The sequence below is a fragment of the Massilia suwonensis genome (genome assembly GCF_042655665.1).
Classification (GTDB): domain Bacteria; phylum Pseudomonadota; class Gammaproteobacteria; order Burkholderiales; family Burkholderiaceae_D; genus Telluria; species Telluria suwonensis.
This window is the reverse complement of the sequence record NZ_JBHSMR010000004.1, coordinates 20,050-42,138: the sequence shown is the minus strand read 5'-3', so window position 1 is coordinate 42,138 and position 22,089 is coordinate 20,050. Positions and strand designations below refer to the sequence as shown.

Here is a 22,089-nt window from a genome sequence, read left to right as displayed (position 1 = left end):
TAACCGACACAGAGCCGCGCTGTACCCTAGCGGAGAGTGCCGCGCGGTCCTGTTGTCTTTTTCATAGTCCTTTGAATCAGGCGCTGGCGCCCATCGAACCCATCCGGCGGCACTCCTCGGCGCAGCGGCGGCAAGCAGCGGCGCAATCCTGGCAGTGCTGCATTGAGTGCTTGGCGCACTCGTCCGCGCACATGTCGCAGATCGCGGCGCAAGCCTGGCAAATCGCGTTTGCGGCCTCGCCTCCGCGGGCCATCACCCCGGCAGCGACGCGACAGATCTGCGCACAGTCGATGTCCAGCGCAATGCAGCGCGCCATCATCTTGACGTCGTCCTCCTGCAGGCAGGCCGACGCGCACATGTCGCAGGCATCGGCACAGTCGTTACAAGCGGCGATACACGATTCGAATTTCTGGTTATGCATGATGTACTCCTTTGTTGGAATGATTAAAGTAACAACTCCCTCTCAGGTCCATCGGCGGCTTCGCCGCAGGCGTGTCTCCAGACGCGCCCGCTGGCCCTGCCGCGCTCGTTCCCTTCAGTCTTTCAATACCAAAGGCGTAATCCGGCGACGGCACGGAAGGTTGTGGCGTCCTCGCCGCGCGCTCTTGCCAGGTCGGCGGTGCTGCCTAGCCTGCGGTTCCATGTAACGCCGGCGTAGGGCGCGAACTGGCGCCTGATCTCGTAACGCAGGCGCAGCCCGAACTCAATGTTAGACAGGCCAGTCCCCGTTCCGCGACCTCGATCGGCGCGGCTGTACAGATTGCCCTCGAGCTGAGGCTCGAGGATAAGCCGTTGCGTGAACAGCACTTCGTAACGGGCATCGAACCGGGCAGCAAATTCGCCTCCGGGACGCGCGTAGGCAGTTGCCTCCACGTCGAACCAGTACGGCGCCAGACCGCGCACGCCGGCAGCAAGCCAGTTGCGGGACCCGCCCCCGCCCGTATCGTGGCGCACGCCGAGCTGGGTACTCCAGAAGGGGGCAAAGGCGCGATCCCAAAGGGCCTCGGTGCGCAAGGACTCGAGCCGGCCGCCCGTACGCTCGCCCTGGGCCTTCAACCACACTTTGTTGTAGTCCCCGCCGTACCAGGCTTCGGCGTCGAGATTCTGGCCGTGCTCGCCGTCGCCGCGCGACAGTTCGGCGCTGTCGATAAGTACGCGTCCGAAGGGCATGTCGTCCATCATCGCGTTGCCAGGCAGCTTGGCGTGACGCGTTCCTTCGCCGTAGGCGTTCGGGTCGCGTGCGTCGGCAGGTGCTTTACCTCCCTGCATCGGCCCCATCTGCATCGAGCCCATCGCTTCCCCCGTGCCATGCGTCATCGCTTGCTGTGGCTTGGCCCCGGACGATGCCTGCGCCGACGGGGGCATCGTCATTTGCGAGTAATCCATGCCCGACTGATCCTTTGCTGGCTGTTCGCCGGCGGGCTTGGTTGAATCGAGCTGCCGCGGCATCGAGTGGTCCATCTGCGAATGGTCCATGCCCTGCATCGGCTGCTGCTGCGACATCGGCGCTGGCACCGCCGGCGCAGGGACCGGCATCGTCATCTGCGAATGGTCCATTCCGGAGTGATCCATGCTCGACTGGTCCTTCACCGGCTGCCCTGCCGCAGGCTTCCTGGCATTGGACTGCCGCGGCTTGGCCTGGCTCATCTTCGAATGGTCCATCTGCGAATGATCCATTCCGGTCATGTCCTGGGCAGGCCCGTCCTGCGAGTTGCCTGGCGGATTTGCGGTCCGAGACGCGGTAGTCTGCGCCTGCGCGCATTGGTTGGCAATGAGCGCGCAAAGCAGCAGCGGAAGCCCTCCCCTTGTCATTATTTGCTTATTCATGATACGACCACCTCCCTGAACATTCCCGCCTCCATGTGGTACAGCAAGTGGCAGTGATAAGCCCAATGGCCTGGGGCGTCGGCGGTCACCCGATAGGTGACGCGTTGCGCCGGCTGGACATTGATCGTGTGCTTGCGAACCTGGAACTGTCCGTCAGGCGACTCCAGCTCGCTCCACATCCCATGAAGGTGGATGGGGTGGGTCATCATCGTGTCGTTCACGAGGACGATGCGCAGGCGTTCTCCCGCGCGGAAATGAATTGGCGTCGCTTCGGAGAACTTCTGCCCGTCGAACGACCACATGAACCGGTTCATATTGCCGGTCAGGTGAAGCTCGATCTCGCGTGTCGGTTCGCGCGGGTCGATCGGGCCGCCGATCGTACGCAGGTCCGCATAGGTGAGGACACGGCGCCCATTGTCTCGAAGGTTAATGCCCGGATCGTCAAGATTGGTACGGGGCATGTCGACATGCATGTCGACGCCGGGACCATACTCCGTCCTGGCATGCGTGACCTTTGGCGCTTGCCCGGAATTCTGCGTGCCACCGCCCATCGGCATTTCCTGCTTCGAACCCGACTGCATGTCCCCCATCTTGCTATGGTCCATGCCCTGCATGTTCATCCCTTCCATCTTGCTATGGTCGATGCCCTGCATGCTGCCCGCTCCTTGAGACTTCCCCTGGTCCATGCCCTTCATGCCGGCCATCCCAGGCATCCCGGCCATCGACATGGCGCCCATCATGTCCGTCATCGTCAGCCATCCGGCCGGATCGACTTCCGGTACCGGCGCCTGCATGCCGGCCCGGGGGGCCAGGGTTGCGCGGACAAAGCCGGAACGACCAATCGACTGCGCAAAGATCGTATAAGCCTTGTCTTCCTGGGGTTCGACGATCACATCGTAGGTTTCAGCAACGGAAATGCGGAACTCATCGACGGGAACCGGTTCAACATCCTGGCCGTCGGCTGAAACCACCGTCATCTTCAGGCCCGGAATCCGAACATCGAATATCGTCGTCGCCGCGCCGTTAATAAACCGCAGACGCACTTTTTCCCCTGGCCGGAACAGCCCTGTCCAGTTCTTCGCCGCCGGCATCCCGTTGATCAGGAAATGCAAGCCTCCGCTGACGTTGCGGCTCGCCGTTACATCGCTGAAGTCGGTCGGCATCATGCGCATGCTGTTCCACATCTTGCGCTTGTCCACGGCCGGGCCTAGTCCCATCGACCGGATATCGCTGAAGAACTCCCCAAACGTCGGCTGGTTGTTGGCGAAGAAGTCACTCATCTTTTTCAAATTCGCGAACACCCGCTCGGGGTCTGAATCGGTCCAGTCGGACAGCATGACGACGTAGTCGCGATCCGTCGGTACCCGCTCGCCCCCCTTGGGCGTGATGACAATCGGGCCGTAGAGCCCGGTCTGTTCCTGGAAGCCCGAGTGGCTGTGGTACCAGTAAGTCCCGCTCTGTTTGACCTCGAAACGATACACGAAGGTCTCCCCCGGACGGATGCCCGAAAAGCTTATTCCAGGAACCCCATCCATCTCTGCCGGCAGCAAGATGCCGTGCCAGTGGATCGAGCTCGTGTCGGGCAGGCGGTTGGTCACCCTGAGGGTGACCGTGTCGCCTTCGCGCCAGTACAAGGTCGGCGCCGGTACTCGGCCATTGACAGCGGTTGCAATCCGCTGAGCTCCCGAAAAATTAACGGGCGTCGCTCCGATCTGGAGATCGAATTCGGTCCCCCTCAGGGCCCCAGGATCGGTCTCGGCGGCAAACAGCCGCGCCGGACTGAGCCCGGCCACGCCGGCGGCAGCTCCCACTCCTTGCAGTATGCGGCGGCGCCAGGTATTGACGCCGCTTCCTGCACTATCATCGCGTTGCATGAATCCTCCCTCTTCGATTAATTAAGCACTTGGTGTTGGTAAGCTGCGTGCCTTGGTGCCGCCGCGCAGACGCAACGCGTTGGTGATGACTGATACGGAGCTCAGGCTCATGGCCAGGGCCGCGATCATTGGCGAAAGAAATTGACCTGTGACTGGGAACAGCAGTCCGGCGGCCAACGGAATGCCAAGTGCGTTGTAGACGAAAGCGAAAGCCAGGTTCTGCCGCATGTTGCGCACGGTCGCGACCGATAACTCGCGTGCTCGCGCGATCGAGCGCAGGTCGCCTTTTACCAGTGTCACATGGGCGCTATGGATCGCGACGTCGGTCCCCGTCCCCATCGCGATGCCGACGTCGGCCCTGGCCAGTGCCGGCGCATCGTTGATGCCGTCGCCCACCATCGCGACGATCTTGCCCTGCCTTTGCAGGCGTTCAACGAGCTCGAGCTTGTCGCGCGGTTTCACTTCGCCATGAAATTCTTGGATACCGAGCTTGCCGGCCACGCTGGCGGCCGTCGCCACGCCGTCGCCGGTTGCCATGATGATGGTCAGGCCGGACTGGCGCAGGCTTGCCAGGGCTTCCGGCGTCGACGCCTTGATCGGGTCCGACACGGCAATTAACCCGGCAAAGCGTTTGTCGACCGCCAAATACATGACGCTGGCTCCCTCCCGGCGCAGACTATCCGCCTCGGCGGCCAGCGGGTCGACGTTAGCACCTTCGGCCTGCATCAGGGCGGTGTTCCCCAGTGCGACGCGGCGGTTGTCGATCGTGCCGGTGACACCGATGCCAGTGGACGACTCGAACTGCGCGGATGCCGACAAGCTCATTTGCCGACGCCGGGCCTCTGTAACGATCGCGTCAGCAAGCGGGTGCTCGCTGCCCTGGTCCAGGCTGGCCGCAATGCGCAGCACCTCGTCCGGGTCGAAATCCGGGGCCGCCAGCACCCGGTCGAAGGCCGGTTTTCCTGCGGTGAGCGTGCCGGTCTTGTCGACGACCAGGGTATTTACCTTGCGCATTGCCTCGATCGCGGCAGCGTCCCGGTACAAGATACCCTGAGTGGCCGCGCGGCCGGTCGCGGCCATGATCGACATGGGTGTTGCCAGGCCCAGGGCACAGGGGCACGCAATAATCAGCACGGAGACGGCGTTGACGAAGCCGTAGGTCCAGCTCGACCCTGGTCCCCAGAGGCCCCACCCGACAAGCGTCAAAAGGGCAATGATGACGACGACCGCCACGAAGTATCCGGCGACCTGGTCTGCGAGACGTTGCAGCGGCGCCCGCGAGCGCTGTGCCTGAGCAACAAGCTGCACGATCTGGGACAGGACGGTCTGGGCGCCGATGCGCTCGGAGCGAATCACCAGGCTACCGTTCGTGTTCAGCGTCGCGGCTATGACCTTGTCGCCCGGTTGCTTCACTACTGGAACGGGCTCGCCTGTCAGCATGGACTCATCAACCGCACTTGCCCCTTCGATGACTTGGCCGTCGACTGGCACCTTCTCGCCAGGGCGTACTCGCAGCATGTCCCCCACGTGCACGTGGCTGATCTGGACGTCCTCCTCGTTTCCGTCCGAACCGATCCGGCGCGCAGTTTTCGGCGCCATGCCCAGCAGCGACTTGATCGCCGCGGAGGTCTGGGACCGTGCACGCAATTCCAATATTTGCCCCAATAAAGTCAGGGACACAATCACAGCCGCGGCCTCGTAGTACACACTGGCTCGGCCATGCGACCCGAATTGCTCCGGTATCAGGTGCGGAGCGACGGTTGCTACCACACTGTAGAGGAAGGCGGCCAGCACGCCCAGGCTGATCAGGGTCCACATGTTTGGGCTTCGGTTAACTACGGACTGGGCACCTAACCTGAAGAACGGCGCCGCTCCCCACAACACGACCGGGGAACTTAGCGCCAATTCAATATAGTTTTGGTAGGGCAGCCCCTCAGGTACAAACTGATGGGCTCCCATGGCCAGCCCCGTCACGATGACCGTCAAAGGCAAAGTTACCCAGAACCGGCGCCTGAAATTCGCCAGTTCCGGGCTTTCGCCCTCATCCAGCGCCGGCATGACCGGTTCGAGGGCCATGCCGCAGATAGGGCAATTCCCCGGCGCGTCGCGACGGATCTGCGGATGCATTGGGCATGTAAACATGCTTCCGGCAGGATTTTCGCCAAGGTTGGCGTCCCGTCGGGGTTCCGCTACCCCAACTGAAGATGCGGCGTGTTCATGATGGCGATCGGCATGGCTGTGCTCATGCTCGTGCTGGTGGTCGTGCATAGAATGGTTCTTCATAATCCTCCTCCCTTGAGCAAGAGCCGGAAACCCCAGCCAATGCTCGGTGGACCACCGGAATCCTCACCGGTTCTCCGATTGGGGCATACGGCGCCGCACCGTTCTGCGCGCAGCATTTGTGCGTCCGGCAATACATGGTCTGGCGATCCAACCTGCGACGCCGGCAAGGCGTGCAGATACCAAACCGCCGGGGTAAGCGACAGCAAGCTAATGCCGGAGTGCGCTTCCTGGAATGATGTTCAGCCGGCGAAAGAGGCCGCGTAACGTGGAGGTCGCTCTATACGAGCGGAGATGAACCCGGTGAACGGGTCGGAAGACGGAAGAGGGACGTCGCTGGACGGAGCGGCTGTTGACGCGAATGCGGCGACGGAGGGGGGCGCGAACGCGCCAAAGGTGCAGCCAGCGCAGTGGCTGCATGAATGCTTGTGCGCTGAGCTCTGCGTGGAGTGATCATGCACTTCGCTGCCCCGCAGATCGACCTGCGGAATGTCCTTGGTTTCCATTGCCATTGCTGACTCGTTGCATGGTTCGGAAACATTTACTGAAGCATTGGACATTTCACGGTGCGCCATGGCACACGGCCGCATCACGGCGGCTGCCATACCTTGGACAGGCAGCCAGGCCATCAACAGCCATAGAACGAAATGTCGCAGACGCTTACTCATACGGCCGAATTTAGCACATATGAAAATGGCATTGCCGCACGATACGGTGATTCAAGGCCCTGTGCGGCAACTCGACTAGCGCGTCGGCAAGAACGCTGAGATTCCCACTGTGTACTGGGGCCATCTCCACAGATGTTGGAGCCCGCTTTGGTACATGCCGAAAGCCCGGCGCCGGCCTGCCGCGGTTACCAATCTCGGGCATCGGCGCGCTGGCCGAAACGGGATGGTCGCTCGGCCGCAGCAAAATCCACTACGATCCGGTCAATGATGGCCATAATTGCCAAGGCGCCGTTCCTCGCTTACGCCCTCGCCGGTCGGCTGGGGGCAAACCACATCGTCTTAAGCCATTCCCTGACACGATAAGTCTTGGCTTCGAAGGGCATGTGGAACAGATATGCACCGACGACGAGCCCAAGATACAGGAGCAGATACACCAGCAAATGCATTGGCCGATTCGGGTCCAGTCGCCCGTGGCCAAGGACGGGTGCGGCAAAATGCAGGAACGCTGCCATCAGCGGGATATGTAGGACGTACAGCGTGAACGAGAACTCCGAGAAGAAAAGCCCGATCCGGCTTGTGAGTTCGATCGAGCGGGTACGCTGACGCTTGTACTGCATGCTTGACAGGAAAAGCACGAAGATCGCGCTGAAAAGCAGATACTGGAGAAAGCTGTCCACCGTGATGTCGTTCCTGCCTTTCAGGCGGATACCGACTGCCGTGGCCACGAGAGCGAGGAATAAGGCCCAGCGCAGGAATGCGCCGCACTCAATTCGCACGCGCGAGAACGCTGCCCCGAGCAGCCAGATCGAAAAGTATAGAAGGATTGCGCTGTCGAGGAAGTGAACGATAGCCGCGAGCGCCATCAGGATCAGCGCTCCCTGCAGGGCGGACCGTGTACGGAAAAGCATGGCAAGTAGGGGGAATAGCACGTAATACCAGGTTTCATTCGCCAGACTCCACAGCGGGAAATTTCCGCCGAACTCGGGCACGAGAATATTTTGCAGTCCGACGAGGTTCCCAAAGAAGGCAGCCGCCGAATAAGCGTTGTCAGGGCCGAACGACAAACGGGTGGGATCGAGCGCCGCCGTCGCGAGACCGAACAGCAGCATTGCGCCAAAAGTCGGTATCAGCACGATCCATAATCTCGTCGCCCGGTCGATCGCGTAATTTGCAATGGCCCGGTGAGTGTCAAGGCGATTGAGCAAGCTGCCTCCTACCAGCCAGCCGCTGAGCACGAAGAACACGATCACGGCCAAATAGGGGAGAATAGGGAAAACGGGAAAAATCGGGCGCTAAGCCCTGTTACCGATTCTTGAAGTCCGCAGCGGCCGATATTTTTCTCATCAACCTTCTTGCTCTTCCTTCAAATGTAATATCCGGTCCCGTAGATGTGCTCCCAGGCCAACGAGGACACGAAACTGCAGCATACTGGCGTCGGGGAGCTGCCAGGACCGCGCGCAACCTGTGTCGCCCGCTCCAGAAACACCGCATGCCAAAGAACGATGGCGCCCGTCACCAGGTTTAAGCCGCGGTCGCACATATCACCTAAGCGATGAATCAAGACCGCTCTGGCAAGCGCATTGCGCGACTGCTTGCCAAGCGTATCAGACTGTAACTTTCTGCAATACCACCAAGTTTCTCGTATTAAAAAAATACAGATCCTCGATTTCTAACGGTAGCCGCTAATCGGGCAGTGCTTCAAACGATGCCGAGCATTTTTATCAGGAAAAAACTGATGACTGCCAACGCCAGCAGCGACAACACGACAACTGCGGCGACCCGGCAACCGGCCCGCATGACTGAGCGCGCATCGACGCCGAGTCCGAGTGCGGCCATCGACATAATGGTGAGGAAATTCGCCGTCACGTGCATCGGCGCAATTGCCGCCTCTGGAATGGCGCCGAACGAGCGCAAGGTCAGCAGTAGCAAAAAGCCGACGATGAACCACGGGACCATATGCGACAGCGCAGGACGACGACCACCTTCGCGCCGACCAATCAGCGACAGTACCAGCACGACTGGGCCCAGCATCAGCACCCGCACCAGTTTCACCAGGGTGCCGATGTGGACGCTGCTAAGCGATATCGATGAGGTCGCGGCCAGCACCTGGGGCACCGCGTAGACGGTCAGCCCGGCAAAGACACCGAACTGCGTTGGTGAAAACGACAACAGTGACACCATTAGCGGCAGCACCAGCACCACGACAACGCCAAGCACGGCAGTGAAGGCGATCGCCGCAGCGACGTCCTTTCCATCCGCATCGATAACCGGGGCCACCGCGGCAATGGCAGAGTTACCGCAAATCGAATTGCCGCAGGCAATCAAGATGGCCATCTTGCGTGGCAGACCAAAAGCACGGCCAAGGGCAAAGCTGAGCGCAATCGCGATGGCGACCACTGCCGCGATGCCGCTCATCAGACCAATGCCGTTTTCGAGCAGCGCACCGGCGCTGACTGAAGCGCCCAGCAGCACGACCGCGATTTCCAGCAATAATTTCGCACCGACTTGGATGCCGTCTTCGAAGCGAGTATCGAGCCGATGCACCGTCCGCACGGCGGTGCCTAGAAGAATGGCCAGCACCAGGCTTTCGAGCCATGCGTGGCCAAATAAAGCGCTTTCGATGTTTTCCATTGCGTAAGCTATCGCAGTAACCACAGCGCAAAGTGCCAAGCCTGGCAGCGCGTTGCGAACGAGTTTTAGTGGTTGCTTGACCATTTGCCGCTCCTGATTCTCGAATTCAATAGAACGATTATCAAGTCGACAGATTGTTATGTCCATCTTACAATATCGGATATATCGTTCAATAGAATTGAACAATCAGATGACACTAGAACAATTGCGGATTTTTGTTGAAGTCGCCGAGCGACAGCATTTGACCCAGGCCGCCGCAGTGTTGGCGCTCACCCCTTCAGCGGTAAGTGCTTCGATCAAGGTGCTGGAAGAACGCTATGGTACTGCCCTATTCAATCGCGTCGGCCGCGGCATCGAGATCAGCGAAGCGGGCCGTATTTTCCTGATAGAAGCACGCCGCACGATCGCCAGCGCGCGCGCCGCCGAACTGACATTGGCCGAGCTGGGTGGAATGAAACGTGGCACGCTGACCATTCATGCGAGTCAGACTATCGCCAGCTATTGGCTACCCGAGTACCTCGTGCAATTTCGCCAAGCGCATCCGGCGATCGCACTGAGCGTGACCATCGATAACACCCATAATGTCGCCCAAGCAGTGCTTCAGGGGGGCGCCGACCTTGGCTTTGTCGAGGGCGCCATCGACGAGCCGACACTATCGGTCGATGCCATCGCATCCGACCAGATCGTCGCTGTAGTCGCAGCGCACCATCCATGGGCTTCAGGGAGGAGGCTGCTGCACGCGGATCTTCTTGAGGCACAGTGGATCTTGCGCGAAAAGGGGTCCGGCACGCGCTCGGCGCTCGAGTGCGCACTTCGGGCGATGCATGTCGACTTCGATGCACTCGATATCGCACTCACATTGCCGTCCAACGAAGCGGTCCGCTCCGCTGTGATGGCCGGCAAGTTCGCCACCGCCATGTCGGAACTGGTAGTAGCCTCGCATCTGCGGGCAGGTTTGATGGCGAAAGCAAACATCGACTTGCCGGAGCGCGCGTTCTACATGTTGCGCCATCCCGAACGGTACAAGACAAAGGCATCTCTGGCACTGGAAGCGATGATCCGCCTCTCCCAAATAGCGCGCGACGAAACGCCTGCGAAAATTAATTTGAAATAGATGGAATAAATTCGCCGCAGATCCGTTCACCTCGATAACACCCGTTTTTGCGTCCGACTGACCCAACCAGAGAGAATTTCATGAAACAAGCCACCTTCGCCGCCATCCTCGCTATCGCTTCGATCGGCAGCGCTGTCGCCAGCCCGTCGAGCGATGCTGCGCAGATTCACTTCAGCGCCATTGGCGCGGGCGACACATCCATCATCATGCGTGGCTATGCCGACAACGCCCAGCTGACATGGGTCGGCGGGCCGCTCGACGGCATGTACGCCGGCGCCGATGCCATTCGCGCCACCTGGGAAAAGTTCGGCAAGGCTGTCGGGCCGGCGCGCGTGACCGTGCTTGCTCTGGAGGAATCGGCGAACCCAAAGGGTGCGACGATCGTCGCCAAGGTGCAGTTCGAGGGCAAGGCACAGGTCAATGTGCGCTATGTACTGACCTACCGCGATGGCAAGCTGGTCAACGAAACCTGGCAGATTGATCCGAAACTGACCGCTGCAGCGTATTGATCAATCGACCACTACCCCAGTGACAGCCATGCCCAATTCTCGCGACCAGTTGCTGGCCTGCATTCCCCGTCTGCGCCGCTATGCGCGGGCATTGGTCGGCGATCGGTCAGGCGCCGACGACCTGGTGCAGGACACGGTCGAGCGCGGATGGGCGAGATTGACGTCATGGGAGGGTGGTAGCGATATGCGCGCATGGTTGTTCAGCATCATGCACAACCTGCGTATCGACCAGGTGCGGCGGCCATCCGTGCTAACTGAAACGCTCAACGAGGAGACATCGATGGCAACGGCACTCGGGAGTCCTTCAAGCGGACTCGAACTGCGCGACATGGAAACGGCCTTGCGTGCTCTGCCAGAGGAACAGCGTGAAATCCTGCTGTTGGTGGCCTTGGAAGAAATGAGTTACGACGACGTCGCGCAAACGCTCAAGATTCCCATCGGTACGGTCATGTCGCGCCTGTCGCGCGCGCGTGAAAAAATGCGCGCGAATATGGAAGGGAGAGCGTACATCGCCCCCTTGAAGGTGGTCAAATGAATACCCTACCCATCACGGAAGCCGACTTGCACGCCTTCGTCGACGGCAAGCTGCCTGCCGCGCGCCGACTCGAAGTCGACGCCTATCTGGCGCAGCGCCCGGAAGAGGCGGAGCGGCTGCGCGCCTATACAGCGCAAAACGAAGAACTGCGCGCGCTGTTCAATCCCGTGCTCGACGAAGCGGTGCCGGAGCGCTTAAGCGCAGCGCGACCGCGCCAGTGGCAATGGCAGCGGCTGGTAGCCGGTCTTGCCATCGCCCTGTTCAGCGGCACGACAGGGTGGTTACTGCATGGCCAGCAGGCAGGCGAGATTCAATACGCCCAAGGTGATTCCATGCAAGCCAGGCCGGCGCTGTACGTTGCCGGCCTGGCCCATCAGGCCGCAATCGCCCACGTTGTCTATAGCCCGGATGTCAAGCGGCCGGTGGAAATCGGGGCTGACCAGGAAGAGCAACTGGTGGCGTGGCTGTCCAAACGCCTCGGCACCGCAATTCGGCCACCCCGGCTGGGCAAACTCGGCTACGAGCTGATCGGTGGTCGCCTGCTGCCTGGCGCCCAGGGCGCGGTGGCGCAGTTCATGTACCACGACGCGACCGGACAGCGCCTCACCTTGTACGTGTCGACCGATCAGGCGCACAACAAGGACACGGGTTTTCGCTTCGCACAGGAGGGACCGGTGAATGTGTTTTATTGGATCGACGGCAAATTCGGCTATGCGCTGTCGGCTGGAACTAACAAGGCCGAACTGGCGCGCGTTGCCACCGCCGTGTACGACCAACTGGAGAAACCGTCATGACCCTGATCAACCGGCCTTTGTATTATCGACGCTTGGGCACGTTCGCCGTTGCCGCCCTCATTGGCGCTAGTGCGCTCGGACAGGCCATGCCCCACCATCATGGCCAGTCGGCAGCGGCAAAGCCCCCCGTATTTATCGCCAGCACGGCCAAGCCGTTTGCCGCGCTGATGGACGATGCCATGGCCGTCATGGATGACGGCATGAAGCGCGCGCCAATGAATGGCGTTGCGGAACATGATTTCGTGACGATGATGATTCCGCACCATCAGGGCGCAATCGATATGGCGAAGGCGCTGCTGCTCACCACCAAGGATCCTGAATTGCGCAACGTCGCCCAAGGCATCATCACGGAACAGCAAAACGAAATCAAGATTATGCAGGCCTGGCTGCAGCGCTACCAATCGGTTCAGGAAAAAGTTGCTCCCACTTCGATCACCAAGAAAGAATAATCATGCAAATCCGTCACTTCGTTTTCTCGTTGACCCTCAGCAGCCTGCTCACCGCCTCCGCGTTTGCCGCTCCAGGCGCGCAAGACCGCGTCTACACCGCTGACCAGAATACCAATACCGTTTCGGTGATCAACCCTGCGACCAACAGGCTGCTCGGCCAAATCAAACTGGGCAACCAGCGCCCGGATGTGCTCTCGCCGCTGTACAAGGGCGAGATCAATGTGCATGGCCTGGGCTTTTCGCCCGACCACAAGACCCTGATTGCCATTTCAAACGGTTCCAATTCGGTAGCATTCATCGATACGGCGACCAACAAGGTCAAAGGCATCACCTACATCGGTCGGTCGCCGCATGAAGGCTTTTTTACAGCGGATGGACGCGAGGTATGGGCCGTGGTACGCGGTGAGAACTACATCTCGGTGATCGACCCGGTCACCTTCAAGGAGAAAAAGCGGATCGAGACGACCGCCGGCCCCGGCATGGTGCAGTTCCTGCCGAACGGCAAGCTGGCGTTCGTCGTCTCCAGCTTCAATCCCGTGGTCGACGTGATCGACATGAAGTCGCACAAGGTCATCAAGCACATTAAGGTCGTCAGCCCGTTCTCGCCGTTCCTTCAGTTCACCCCTGATTTCAAGGAAATGTGGATGACGCACAAGGATGCCGGCAAAGTGACGCGCATCGATACTGCCAGCCTGGAAGTAAAGGGCGTTATCGACACCGGTTTCATCACTAACCACTTGGCGTTCGCGAAGACTGCGGCTGGCACCCGTGCTTACGTAACGATCGGCGGTGAGAATGTCGTCAAGGTGTACACCACCGACGCCATGCCAACGCTCGTCGCAACGATCCCGACCGGAGCACTGCCTCACGGCATCTGGACCTCCGACGACGGCACCCGTCTGTATGTGGGACTGGAAAACGGCGACGCTGTCGATGTCATCGACAGCGCGAGCAACAAGGTGATTGCGCGCGTACCGGTCGGCCAGGCGCCGCAGGCACTGGTGTATGTCTCGAACGCTGTGCCGCACGGCGACGGCATTACCAACCTGGTCCCGCGCGCCAACAGTGAGCCGATCAACATCGCCCTCAAACCCGCTGCCGGCGAGGCCAAGGGTTTTGTTGTGGCGCGCAACCTGGGCGTGGTGGACTCGCTGGAAGTCTCGCTGTTCAAGCTCAGGCCACAAACCGTTTATAGCGTGTACGTCACTGGCCAAGCTACACCTGTAGCCAGTTTCAAGACCAATCCCATGGGCATGGCAAACGGCACTGCGATCGGACCGATGCGCGCCGTGAGCAACAGCCTCAACGACAAGGCCGCGACGGCGAGTCGCATCCTGGTGATGGAAGGGGACGTGGCCGTCGATCCACAAAAAGCCGTATTGAGTAGCGTGCAGTAAGCAAATCACGACAATACTGTGGCAGTATCGAGCTAACCGATTTCACAATAATAACGGAGACCAGTATGGCGAAGAACTCGTTGATATTGACGGCGGAGGCGTTGCGGCGCCGTTCCTTTATGAGGCAGGCCGGCACGCTCGGTGCCGCCGGCGTGTTCGGCAGTCCGGTATTGAGCGCGCTCGCGGCGGAGGCAGGCCACGTCACGCTGCCGTTTGAAAACGGCAAGCGCGAACTGGTCGTGTATCCTCAAAAGCGGCCGCTGATCCTGCTGACCGCCCGTCCGCCGCAGCTGGAAACTCCGTTCAGTGTGTTCAACGAATCGGTGATTACGCCGAACGATGCGTTTTTCGTCCGATATCACTGGAGCGGCATTCCCACCGCGATCGATGCGCAAACATACCGTCTCAAAGTCGGCGGCAATGTTAATACGCCGCTGGAGCTCTCGCTCGCCGACCTCAAGCAAATGGCTGACGCCACCGAACTGGTTGCCGTGAACCAGTGTTCCGGTAACAGCCGCGGCCACCTGTCGCCGCGCGCCAACGGCGGCCAGCTATCGAATGGTGCCATGGGCAACGCACGCTGGACTGGCGTGCCGCTACGCAAGGTGCTGGAAAAGGCCGGCGTCAAGGCCGGGTCGGTACAGGTCTCGTTCAACGGCCTTGACACGCCGCCCGTTGGCGACGGGCCCGATTTCATGAAGGCGCTCAATATCGACCATGCGCTCGACGGCGAAGTCATGTTGGCCTGGCAAATGAACGGTGCCGATCTGCCGATGTTGAATGGCTACCCACTGCGCCTGGTGGTGCCCGGCTACTACGGCACCTATTGGGTCAAGCATCTGTCCGACATTACCGTGACCGACAAGGTATTCGACGGATTTTGGATGAGCACGGCCTATCGCATCCCCGACAATCAGTGCGCCTGTACCGAGCCGGGAAAGGCGCCGACCAAGACCGTCCCGATCAATCGCCTCAACGTGCGCTCGTTCGTGACCAGCCTGACGGACGGCATGCACGTCAAGGTCGGGCGCCAGACTGTGGTGCGCGGGATTGCGTTCGACGGCGGCTACGGCGTGAATGAAGTGGCGTTTTCATCTGACGGCGGCAAGAATTGGCAAGCTGCACAACTGGGCAAGGACCTGGGGCGCTACTCTTTCCGAGAGTGGAGCGCGGCGTTCACGCCGAAACAAAAAGGAAACCACGAACTGCTGGTTCGAGCGGTCAACCGGATCGGTCAAGGCCAACCGGCGAGCGCCCTGTGGAATCCTGCCGGCTACATGCGCAATGTGGTCGAATCGACGCGCGTCGTCGCGGTATAAGGGGAACTAAATTGAAACATCCACTGATTTGCTCTCTGTTCACCATCAGCCTGATGCCTGCGGCCCCAGCTTTCGCCCTCGACATTCAGCTTCCGCCTGAAACTGCTGTCTTCAAACCCAGCCAGTTGCCGGGATATGCGCTGGCCCAGCGCAATTGCATGACATGTCACTCGGTCCATTACATCCAGTCGCAGCCCACGACATCACCGCGCGGCTACTGGGATGCCACGGTGAGAAAGATGAAGAAACCGTTCGGTGCGCAATTCTCAGACGCGGATATCCCGGACATGGTCGATTACCTGGTCAAGACCTACGGTGCCGAACGCAGTAACGCAGTGCCGATTGCGAACGCGGCGATAAAGCCAGCTGCAGTTGCACCGAAGGCCGGCGCCACCGCAGCAATCGATACGAAAGCGTTGCTTGCCGCAAATGCTTGCATGGGATGTCATTCGATCGACAAAAAGGTCGTCGGGCCGGCATTCAAGGAAGTGGTGGCAAAGTACAAGGGCAAGGCAGACGCGGTATCACTGGTGGCGAGGAATATTCGAGCGGGCGGCGCTGGCAAATGGGGGCCTGTACCGATGCCAGCTTTCTCCCAACTGAGCGAGGGCGAAGCGATGGCCTTGGCGCATTATGTCCTGGCGCAATGAATTTGATGCCATCCCCTTCCTGTAGACGCCTTTACTGAGCATGCCCGCCGGGGACGTGCTTCGCGCCATGCCGTCGCTCGCCCCGGCACAGCCGGGGGCCGGCCGGTGCTGCTTTTCAACAACGGGCAAGCGGGCGCTGAGACAAATCAGGCCGGTTTGACCCGCTTACGCAACAGACTGCCGGCCGCGTTATCCTCGAACCGGCTGGCCTCCTCAATGTAGCCATGGACCGTGCCGTCGTGGCGCCAGCCTCCTTGCTTCTTGATGTCGCGGAAGTCGGCGCCGGCGCGGTGCGCGCTGGTGGCCATGCCACGCCGCAGACTGTGACTAGACAGGTCTAGCACGTAGTCGAGTTTGACCAGTGTCGCGCAATCCTCCAGGATCGTATTCACGCTGCCCACGCCCAGAGCGGTGCTGGCCACCGTCCCCCACTTGCTGATAGACCGAAACACCGGTCCGGCCATGATGTCGGCGGCGTCGAGCCAGGCGCGCAACGCCGCCGCCGGGCAGCAAGGGCCGTCGCTGTACGGGATCGCCTTGATGATCCCTTCGCCCAGTTGGTCAGTCTTCGAGCGCGGCAGCATGATCTCGATGCCCTCGGGTGTCCAGCCAATATGTCCGACCTCGATGGCGACCAGCTCGCTGCGCCGCAATCCGCCGAAAAAACCGATCTGCAAAAGTGCGTTGTCGCGCGTCGCCTTCAACGTGCCGGCGCTGACCAGCTGCACCACGATACGTTCCAGGTCCTCGATTGGAAGGGCCTTGGCCCTCTTCTTCGGGCGGCCGTGCGTGCGTGCGATCCCCGTCAGTGTCTTGCGCACGGTCGGTGTCGAAGCCGGATTGGGGAAGCCCTGGTGGACGTGCCACTGCGACAGTGCCGTCAGGCGCAACGCCAAGGTGCGGGGATTGAGGGTCGGCGCGTAGGTGAGCAGGTATCGGATGATCGCCGCTTCGTCGGCCGGCAACACGCCGCCCCACGCCAGGTAGTGGTTTACGGCGGACCGGTACGCCCGGCGCGTGTTGTCGGCCGTGGCGGCGGCCAGGACGGCGCGGTGCTGGGCTGCGAGCACGGCGTCCACAGCTGTAACGGCAGAGTGCAGCGCCGACGCTGGGTGTGCATCGTTATTTTCGGCGCCGTTGTCGGCGGGTTCGGGGGTGGCCATGGCTGTGTTGCTCGCGGTCGGGCTTGTAACGGGGGTTACGGCAGGATAGCACGCTGCGGATCGGCATCGGTGTCGATAATCTACATTATCGAGCCTAATTATTCACTCATTTCGGATCGATTTTATATCGTAATATAACGTACCATTACGTATTACACCGCACGTTATCTTATCCAAGGAGCGATCATGGCCAGAGCCGGTATCCTGTACTCCCACGTCGCCAAGGCGGCCGCCCAGCTGACCGCCGCCGGCAAGAACGCCACCGTCGACACCGTGCGCGAGGCCTTGGGCGGCACCGGCAGCAAGAGCACGATCGCGCCAATGCTTAAACAATGGAAGGCGCAGCACGAAGGCGAGGTCGCGGCGGCGGGCGCGGGCGTGCCGGCCGATCTGCTGGAGGCGATCAAGGGCGTCTACGACCGGGTGCAGGTAGGCGCGCAGGTTCAGGTCGAGCAGCTGCGCATTGAGCACCAGCTGGCGGCACATAAAGTCGCACAAGCGGCGGAGGCGCTGCGCGAAGAGGTGCGCCAGCTTGGCATAGAGCGCGAAGCCCTGAAAGCCGAACTGCACAGCGTAATGGCGGCGTTCGCGCGCGAGCAGGCTGCCCGGCATCAAGATGCGGTGGCGATCGCCGCCCTGGAATCAGAAAAGGCGGGGCAGGCCCAGCGCCTGGCCGACCGCACGGCCGAGGTCCGGGAGCTGGCGGACCAGCTGGCGCAGGCGCGGCGCCAGTTCGAGCACTTCCAGGAGGCGAGCGCGGCCCAGCGGCAGGATGACAAGCACGCCTACGAAACGCGGATTGCCCGCGCCGAACAGGAGGCGGCCACGCTGCGCGCCAACTTCCAGGACGGCCGCGAGGCGCTGGCCGTGCTGCGGAGCGAGAAGGCCCAGCTGGAACACACATTGCACGAGCAGCGAGACGCGGCCAGGGAGCAAGCCCGCAAGCTGTACGAGGCCACGGAAGGACTGACGGCGACGCGCGAGTTAGCTAGCAGCAGGCAGTTTGAACTGGAAATGGTGGTGGAACGCCTGGAGCATGCCCACCAGGCGAATGAGCGGCTGGAGGCTCGCGTTAGCGAGCTGGAGGGCGAGAACGCGGATTTGAAAAAGAAACCCGCCGCAGCCAGTCCGAAAACACGGAAGACAAAAACGTAAAGCGCTTTACCTTTTTAAATTTAATGAGTTCGAATGATGCGAACCATTGTCAGGGCGATCCTTCTACCGGCGCACCACACAAACCTTTCAGCGAAGGATCGGACCGAATGCCACGCCGCTCACTGCTGTCCGATACCGAACGCGACAGCTTATTGGTATTGCCACAAAGTCAGGATGATTTGATTCAGCAATACAGCTTCACGGATGCCGACCTGGCGTTGATCCGGCAGCGGCGCGGGGCAGCGAATCGCCTTGGGTTTGCGGTCCAGATGTGCCTGTTGCGCTATCCCGGCTACGCGCTTGCCAGCGACACCGCGCTGCCGGATTCGGTGTTGCACTGGATCGCCAAGCAGGTGCGCAGCGACGCCGGCGCCTGGCCGGAATACGGCGAGCGGGAGAAGACGCGCAACGAACACCTGCACGAGCTGCGCGCCTACCTGGGACTGTCAGTCTTCGGCCTGCCGGACTTCCGCAAGCTGGTGGACAGCCTGGCCGACCTCGCTATGCAGACCGACAAGGCGATGGTCCTCGCCGCGCATTCCCTTGAAACGCTGCGCCAGAAGCGCATCATCCTGCCGGCGCTCACTGTCATCGAGCGGGCCTGCGCCGAGGCCGTGACGCGGGCCAACTGGCGCATTTACCGCGCGCTGATCGATCCGCTGGAGCGGCACCACAAGCGCTCGCTTGACAACCTGCTCAACGTGGCGCCTGACATGAGCATCACCTGGCTTGTGTGGCTGCGCCAGTCTCCGCTCAAGCCCAATTCCCGCTACATGCGCGAACACATCGAAAGGCTCAAGGTGTTTCAGTCTCTGGCACTGCCGGAGGGGCTTGGCCGCCAGATCCACCAGAATCGCCTGCTGAAGATGGCGCGCGAGGGTGCGCAGATGACGCCGCGCGACCTGGCGAAGTTCGAGAATGAGCGGCGCTATGCGACACTGGCGGCGCTGGCCATCGAAGGCATGGCCACCGTGACGGACGAACTGGTCGACCTGCACGACCGCATCATGATCAAGCTGTTCAGCGCGGCCAAGAACAAGCATCAGCAGGACTTCCAGAAGCAGGGCAAGGCCATCAACGACAAGGTGCGCCTGTACAGCCGAATCGGGCGCGCGCTGGTCGAGGCCAAGGAATCCGGCATGGACCCGTATGCCGCGATCGAGGCCGTGCTGCCGTGGACAGACTTCACGCAAAGCGTGACCGAGGCGGCAGAACTGGCCCAGCCCGAGACGTTCGACCACCTGCACCTGGTGGGAGAGCAGTACAGCACCCTGCGGCGCTATACGCCTGAGTTCCTCGATGTGCTTCGGCTTAAAGCTGCGCCGGCGGCGCAAGCGGTGCTGGACGCGATCGACGTCCTGCGCGAGATGAACATGACCGGGGCGCGCAAGGTGCCGGACGATGCGCCGATCGCGTTCGTGAAGGCGCGGTGGAAGCCCCTGGTCATCACCGACGACGGTCTTGACCGCCGCTTCTACGAGATTTGCGTCTTGTCGGAGCTGAAGAATTCGTTGCGGTCGGGCGACATCTGGGTGCAGGGTTCGCGCCAGTTCCGGGACTTCGAGGAATACCTGCTACCCACGGAAAAGTTCGGGGCGATGAAATCAGCGCGCGAGCTGCCGATCGCGGTCAACCAGGACTGCGACCAGTACCTGCACGACCGCTTGCTCTTGCTCGAACAGCAACTGGCCACCGCCAACCGGCTCGCGCTGACGAACGAACTGCCCAATGCGATCATTACTGAGACAGGACTGAGGATCATCCCACAGGACGCCGTGGTGCCGGACGAGGCCCAGGCGCTGATTGACTTCGCCAGCGGCATGCTTCCCCGGATCAAGATCACCGAACTGCTGATAGACGTGGACGACTGGACCGGTTTCACGCGCCACTTTGTCCATCTTAAGAGCGGGGAGCAGGCCAAGGACCGGACGTTCCTCATGTCCGCGATCCTGGCCGACGCCATCAACCTCGGCCTGACCAAGATGGCGGAATCGAGTCCCGGCGCCACTTACGCGAAACTGTCCTGGTTGCAGGCCTGGCACATCCGGGACGAAACCTATTCGGCCGGCCTGGCTGAACTGGTCAACGCCCAGTTCAAGCACGCTTTCGCTGCGCACTGGGGCGACGGCACAACGTCGTCGTCGGACGGCCAGCGCTTCCGCGCGGCCGGCCGGGCCGAGAGCACGGGCCACATCAACCCCAAGTACGGCGCCGAGCCCGGCAAGCTGTTCTACACCCATATTTCCGATCAGTACGCGCCGTTCAGCACCAGAGTGGTCAACGTCGGCGTGCGCGACTCGACCTATGTGCTCGACGGCCTGCTGTACCACGAATCGGACCTTCGCATTGAGGAGCACTATACCGACACCGCCGGCTTCACCGACCACGTGTTCGCGCTAATGCACCTGCTGGGTTTCCGCTTCGCGCCGCGCATCCGCGATCTGGGAGACACCAAGCTGTACGTGCCGGCCAAAGTGGGCGATCACCCCGCCTTGCGCTCGATGATCGGCGGCAGCCTGAACGTCAAGCACCTGCGCGCACACTGGGACGACGTGCTGCGCTTGGCCGCCTCGATCAAGCACGGCACCGTCACAGCGTCGCTCATGCTGCGCAAGTTAGGCAGCTACCCGCGCCAGAACGGCCTGGCGATCGCGCTGCGCGAGCTGGGGCGGATCGAGCGCACGCTGTTTATCCTGGACTGGCTCCAGAACGTCGAGCTGCGCCGACGCGTACACGCCGGTTTGAACAAAGGCGAAGCGCGCAATGCGCTGGCCAGGGCGGTATTCATCCACCGGCTGGGCGAGATCCGCGACAGGTCGTTTGAGCAGCAGCGGTACCGCGCCAGCGGCCTGAATTTGGTGACGGCCGCAATCGTACTGTGGAACACGGTCTACCTGGAGCGGGCGACGCAGGCCTTACGTGAGAAAGGCAAGTTGCCAGACGACGGTATGCTGCAATTTTTGTCACCGCTGGGCTGGGAGCACATCAACCTGACCGGGGACTATGTGTGGCGCCAGCAGCGTATAGCCGAAGGCGGGTTCAGGGAGCTGCGCAAGCCCCAAGAGTAGGAAATATTCTAGAAAAGGGAAGATTCAGTTCGCGGCTGCGTGAATCGATTCCCCCGCCCCTCACGCAAGATTCTTAGCTTCTCTAAATAAACCAAGCCCTGCCAGCCTGGTGTGGCCAGATTGAGCCCTGGGTATTGCCGGCGGCAGTTTTCCAGGGCAGGCGACTGAGCATTGCGTTCTTCGTCACGCAGCGCATCCGAGGCGCCTCTGATAATTCGTGCAGCTTCCTCGCGCTCTCGCTGTTCTTCTTGTCTAGCGCGTAAATCCAGTGCTCGGGCATGCTCCAGTTGAAGCCGCTGTACCTCCAGCATGGCAATGAAGCGTTCAGTGTTTTCGGCTAGTAGCTGACGCTCGGCGTCGGTAAGAAGCTGGCCAGCGCTTGATCCATAAACGGGCACCGCCCCGGTGTCATAGGAGCCGTATAGGAGCTTGAAGCACTCGGAGCCGAGGACGGTGAACCGCCCATTCTCCCGCACGATGTGGATGCGTTTGTACACGCTGTGGCGACAGCCGTCGCGCTGACAAATTATCCGATCTCCTTTGTCTACCTCGACTACTGCCATCAGCTGCGCGTTCGACATCTTTTATTTTTCCAAGCAAAGACCGCCCCCGGTCATAAATGTCGACTATACAGTATAGGGTCAGGGCGTTTGCAA

The 22,089-nt window shown here is 61.1% G+C and carries 19 protein-coding genes; 10 read left to right on the top strand and 9 right to left on the bottom strand.

Features of this window, described 5'->3' with window-relative positions; genetic code table 11:
• Window positions 1-76: 76 nt before the first annotated feature.
• From ACFPQ5_RS02845 to ACFPQ5_RS02815, 7 genes are all read right to left on the bottom strand, one after another.
• The gene (locus tag ACFPQ5_RS02845) at window positions 77-421 is read right to left on the bottom strand and encodes a four-helix bundle copper-binding protein (protein ID WP_379751712.1); all 345 of its coding nucleotides are present in this window, start codon (window positions 419-421) and stop codon (window positions 77-79) included.
• Window positions 422-543: 122 nt separating this feature from the next.
• Complete coding sequence (locus ACFPQ5_RS02840) at window positions 544-1,827, bottom strand: copper resistance protein B (RefSeq protein ID WP_379751710.1); 1,284 nt, start codon at window positions 1,825-1,827, stop codon at window positions 544-546.
• The gene (locus ACFPQ5_RS02835) at window positions 1,824-3,701 is read right to left on the bottom strand and encodes a copper resistance system multicopper oxidase (protein WP_379751708.1); all 1,878 of its coding nucleotides are present in this window, start codon (window positions 3,699-3,701) and stop codon (window positions 1,824-1,826) included. The genes ACFPQ5_RS02840 and ACFPQ5_RS02835 overlap by 4 nt, the downstream gene beginning before the upstream one ends.
• 21 nt (window positions 3,702-3,722) lie before the next feature.
• Window positions 3,723-5,984, bottom strand: a complete 2,262-nt coding sequence (locus ACFPQ5_RS02830; RefSeq protein ID WP_379751706.1) for a copper-transporting P-type ATPase — start codon at window positions 5,982-5,984, stop codon at window positions 3,723-3,725.
• A gap of 964 nt (window positions 5,985-6,948) precedes the next feature.
• Window positions 6,949-7,899 carry an acyltransferase family protein gene (locus tag ACFPQ5_RS02825; protein WP_379751704.1) on the bottom strand — a complete coding sequence of 317 codons (951 nt, stop codon included), beginning with the start codon at window positions 7,897-7,899 and terminating at the stop codon, window positions 6,949-6,951.
• A 113-nt stretch (window positions 7,900-8,012) separates the two neighbouring features.
• Complete coding sequence (locus ACFPQ5_RS02820) at window positions 8,013-8,189, bottom strand: Tn3 family transposase (RefSeq protein ID WP_136223706.1); 177 nt, start codon at window positions 8,187-8,189, stop codon at window positions 8,013-8,015.
• Between the two features lie 158 nt (window positions 8,190-8,347).
• The gene (locus ACFPQ5_RS02815) at window positions 8,348-9,364 is read right to left on the bottom strand and encodes a YeiH family protein (protein WP_075791083.1); all 1,017 of its coding nucleotides are present in this window, start codon (window positions 9,362-9,364) and stop codon (window positions 8,348-8,350) included.
• 55 nt (window positions 9,365-9,419) lie between these two features.
• Here ACFPQ5_RS02815 and ACFPQ5_RS02810 point away from each other — a divergent pair, with 55 nt between their 5' ends.
• From ACFPQ5_RS02810 to sorB, 8 genes are all read left to right on the top strand, one after another.
• Window positions 9,420-10,394 (top strand): LysR family transcriptional regulator, encoded by a 975-nt coding sequence (locus tag ACFPQ5_RS02810; protein ID WP_379751701.1) that lies wholly within the window; start codon window positions 9,420-9,422, stop codon window positions 10,392-10,394.
• A gap of 80 nt (window positions 10,395-10,474) precedes the next feature.
• Window positions 10,475-10,903: a nuclear transport factor 2 family protein gene (locus tag ACFPQ5_RS02805; protein WP_034303915.1), complete on the top strand. Its 429-nt coding sequence runs from the start codon at window positions 10,475-10,477 to the stop codon at window positions 10,901-10,903.
• Between the two features lie 28 nt (window positions 10,904-10,931).
• A complete protein-coding gene (locus ACFPQ5_RS02800) occupies window positions 10,932-11,438 on the top strand; it encodes an RNA polymerase sigma factor (protein WP_034303913.1) in 507 nt (168 codons plus the stop codon).
• On the top strand, window positions 11,435-12,232 hold the full coding sequence (locus ACFPQ5_RS02795; protein WP_034303912.1) for an anti-sigma factor family protein: 798 nt from the start codon (window positions 11,435-11,437) through the stop codon (window positions 12,230-12,232). Before ACFPQ5_RS02800 ends, ACFPQ5_RS02795 begins: the two co-directional genes overlap by 4 nt.
• On the top strand, window positions 12,229-12,681 hold the full coding sequence (locus tag ACFPQ5_RS02790; RefSeq protein ID WP_136223449.1) for a DUF305 domain-containing protein: 453 nt from the start codon (window positions 12,229-12,231) through the stop codon (window positions 12,679-12,681). Before ACFPQ5_RS02795 ends, ACFPQ5_RS02790 begins: the two co-directional genes overlap by 4 nt.
• A 2-nt stretch (window positions 12,682-12,683) precedes the next feature.
• Entirely contained in the window at window positions 12,684-14,078 is a 1,395-nt protein-coding gene (locus ACFPQ5_RS02785; protein ID WP_379751698.1) for a YVTN family beta-propeller repeat protein, read from the top strand.
• Window positions 14,079-14,197: 119 nt separating this feature from the next.
• Window positions 14,198-15,397 carry a SorA family sulfite dehydrogenase catalytic subunit gene (sorA, locus tag ACFPQ5_RS02780; protein WP_379751828.1) on the top strand — a complete coding sequence of 400 codons (1,200 nt, stop codon included), beginning with the start codon at window positions 14,198-14,200 and terminating at the stop codon, window positions 15,395-15,397.
• A gap of 11 nt (window positions 15,398-15,408) precedes the next feature.
• On the top strand, window positions 15,409-16,047 hold the full coding sequence (sorB, locus tag ACFPQ5_RS02775; protein WP_262836180.1) for a SorB family sulfite dehydrogenase c-type cytochrome subunit: 639 nt from the start codon (window positions 15,409-15,411) through the stop codon (window positions 16,045-16,047).
• A gap of 146 nt (window positions 16,048-16,193) precedes the next feature.
• Here sorB and ACFPQ5_RS02770 read toward each other — a convergent pair whose 3' ends face one another.
• Window positions 16,194-17,210, bottom strand: coding sequence for a tyrosine-type recombinase/integrase (locus tag ACFPQ5_RS02770; protein WP_136223455.1), 1,017 nt, complete (start codon window positions 17,208-17,210; stop codon window positions 16,194-16,196).
• Window positions 17,211-17,396: 186 nt separating this feature from the next.
• Between ACFPQ5_RS02770 and ACFPQ5_RS02765 the strand changes: the two genes are divergently transcribed.
• On the top strand, window positions 17,397-18,365 hold the full coding sequence (locus tag ACFPQ5_RS02765; protein ID WP_219881137.1) for a DNA-binding protein: 969 nt from the start codon (window positions 17,397-17,399) through the stop codon (window positions 18,363-18,365).
• A 107-nt stretch (window positions 18,366-18,472) separates the two neighbouring features.
• Window positions 18,473-21,433, top strand: coding sequence for a Tn3 family transposase (locus ACFPQ5_RS02760; RefSeq protein ID WP_379751695.1), 2,961 nt, complete (start codon window positions 18,473-18,475; stop codon window positions 21,431-21,433).
• Window positions 21,434-21,441: 8 nt separating this feature from the next.
• Here ACFPQ5_RS02760 and ACFPQ5_RS02755 read toward each other — a convergent pair whose 3' ends face one another.
• Entirely contained in the window at window positions 21,442-22,014 is a 573-nt protein-coding gene (locus tag ACFPQ5_RS02755) for a hypothetical protein (protein ID WP_051516974.1), read from the bottom strand.
• Window positions 22,015-22,089: the final 75 nt, after the last annotated feature.

What these genes read in the sequence shown, in the direction of transcription:
- ACFPQ5_RS02810 (WP_379751701.1), top strand. Translation starts at nt 9,420, where the DNA reads ATGTCCATCTTACAATATCGGATATATCGTTCAATAGAATTGAACAAT.
- ACFPQ5_RS02845 (WP_379751712.1), bottom strand. Translation starts at nt 421, where the DNA reads ATGCATAACCAGAAATTCGAATCGTGTATCGCCGCTTGTAACGACTGT.
- ACFPQ5_RS02800 (WP_034303913.1), top strand. Translation starts at nt 10,932, where the DNA reads ATGCCCAATTCTCGCGACCAGTTGCTGGCCTGCATTCCCCGTCTGCGC.
- ACFPQ5_RS02760 (WP_379751695.1), top strand. Translation starts at nt 18,473, where the DNA reads ATGCCACGCCGCTCACTGCTGTCCGATACCGAACGCGACAGCTTATTG.
- ACFPQ5_RS02765 (WP_219881137.1), top strand. Translation starts at nt 17,397, where the DNA reads ATGGCCAGAGCCGGTATCCTGTACTCCCACGTCGCCAAGGCGGCCGCC.
- ACFPQ5_RS02790 (WP_136223449.1), top strand. Translation starts at nt 12,229, where the DNA reads ATGACCCTGATCAACCGGCCTTTGTATTATCGACGCTTGGGCACGTTC.
- ACFPQ5_RS02820 (WP_136223706.1), bottom strand. Translation starts at nt 8,189, where the DNA reads ATGTGCGACCGCGGCTTAAACCTGGTGACGGGCGCCATCGTTCTTTGG.
- ACFPQ5_RS02755 (WP_051516974.1), bottom strand. Translation starts at nt 22,014, where the DNA reads ATGTCGAACGCGCAGCTGATGGCAGTAGTCGAGGTAGACAAAGGAGAT.
- ACFPQ5_RS02805 (WP_034303915.1), top strand. Translation starts at nt 10,475, where the DNA reads ATGAAACAAGCCACCTTCGCCGCCATCCTCGCTATCGCTTCGATCGGC.
- ACFPQ5_RS02815 (WP_075791083.1), bottom strand. Translation starts at nt 9,364, where the DNA reads ATGGTCAAGCAACCACTAAAACTCGTTCGCAACGCGCTGCCAGGCTTG.
- sorA (WP_379751828.1), top strand. Translation starts at nt 14,198, where the DNA reads ATGAGGCAGGCCGGCACGCTCGGTGCCGCCGGCGTGTTCGGCAGTCCG.
- ACFPQ5_RS02830 (WP_379751706.1), bottom strand. Translation starts at nt 5,984, where the DNA reads ATGAAGAACCATTCTATGCACGACCACCAGCACGAGCATGAGCACAGC.
- ACFPQ5_RS02840 (WP_379751710.1), bottom strand. Translation starts at nt 1,827, where the DNA reads ATGAATAAGCAAATAATGACAAGGGGAGGGCTTCCGCTGCTGCTTTGC.
- ACFPQ5_RS02770 (WP_136223455.1), bottom strand. Translation starts at nt 17,210, where the DNA reads ATGGCCACCCCCGAACCCGCCGACAACGGCGCCGAAAATAACGATGCA.
- ACFPQ5_RS02785 (WP_379751698.1), top strand. Translation starts at nt 12,684, where the DNA reads ATGCAAATCCGTCACTTCGTTTTCTCGTTGACCCTCAGCAGCCTGCTC.
- ACFPQ5_RS02795 (WP_034303912.1), top strand. Translation starts at nt 11,435, where the DNA reads ATGAATACCCTACCCATCACGGAAGCCGACTTGCACGCCTTCGTCGAC.
- ACFPQ5_RS02835 (WP_379751708.1), bottom strand. Translation starts at nt 3,701, where the DNA reads ATGCAACGCGATGATAGTGCAGGAAGCGGCGTCAATACCTGGCGCCGC.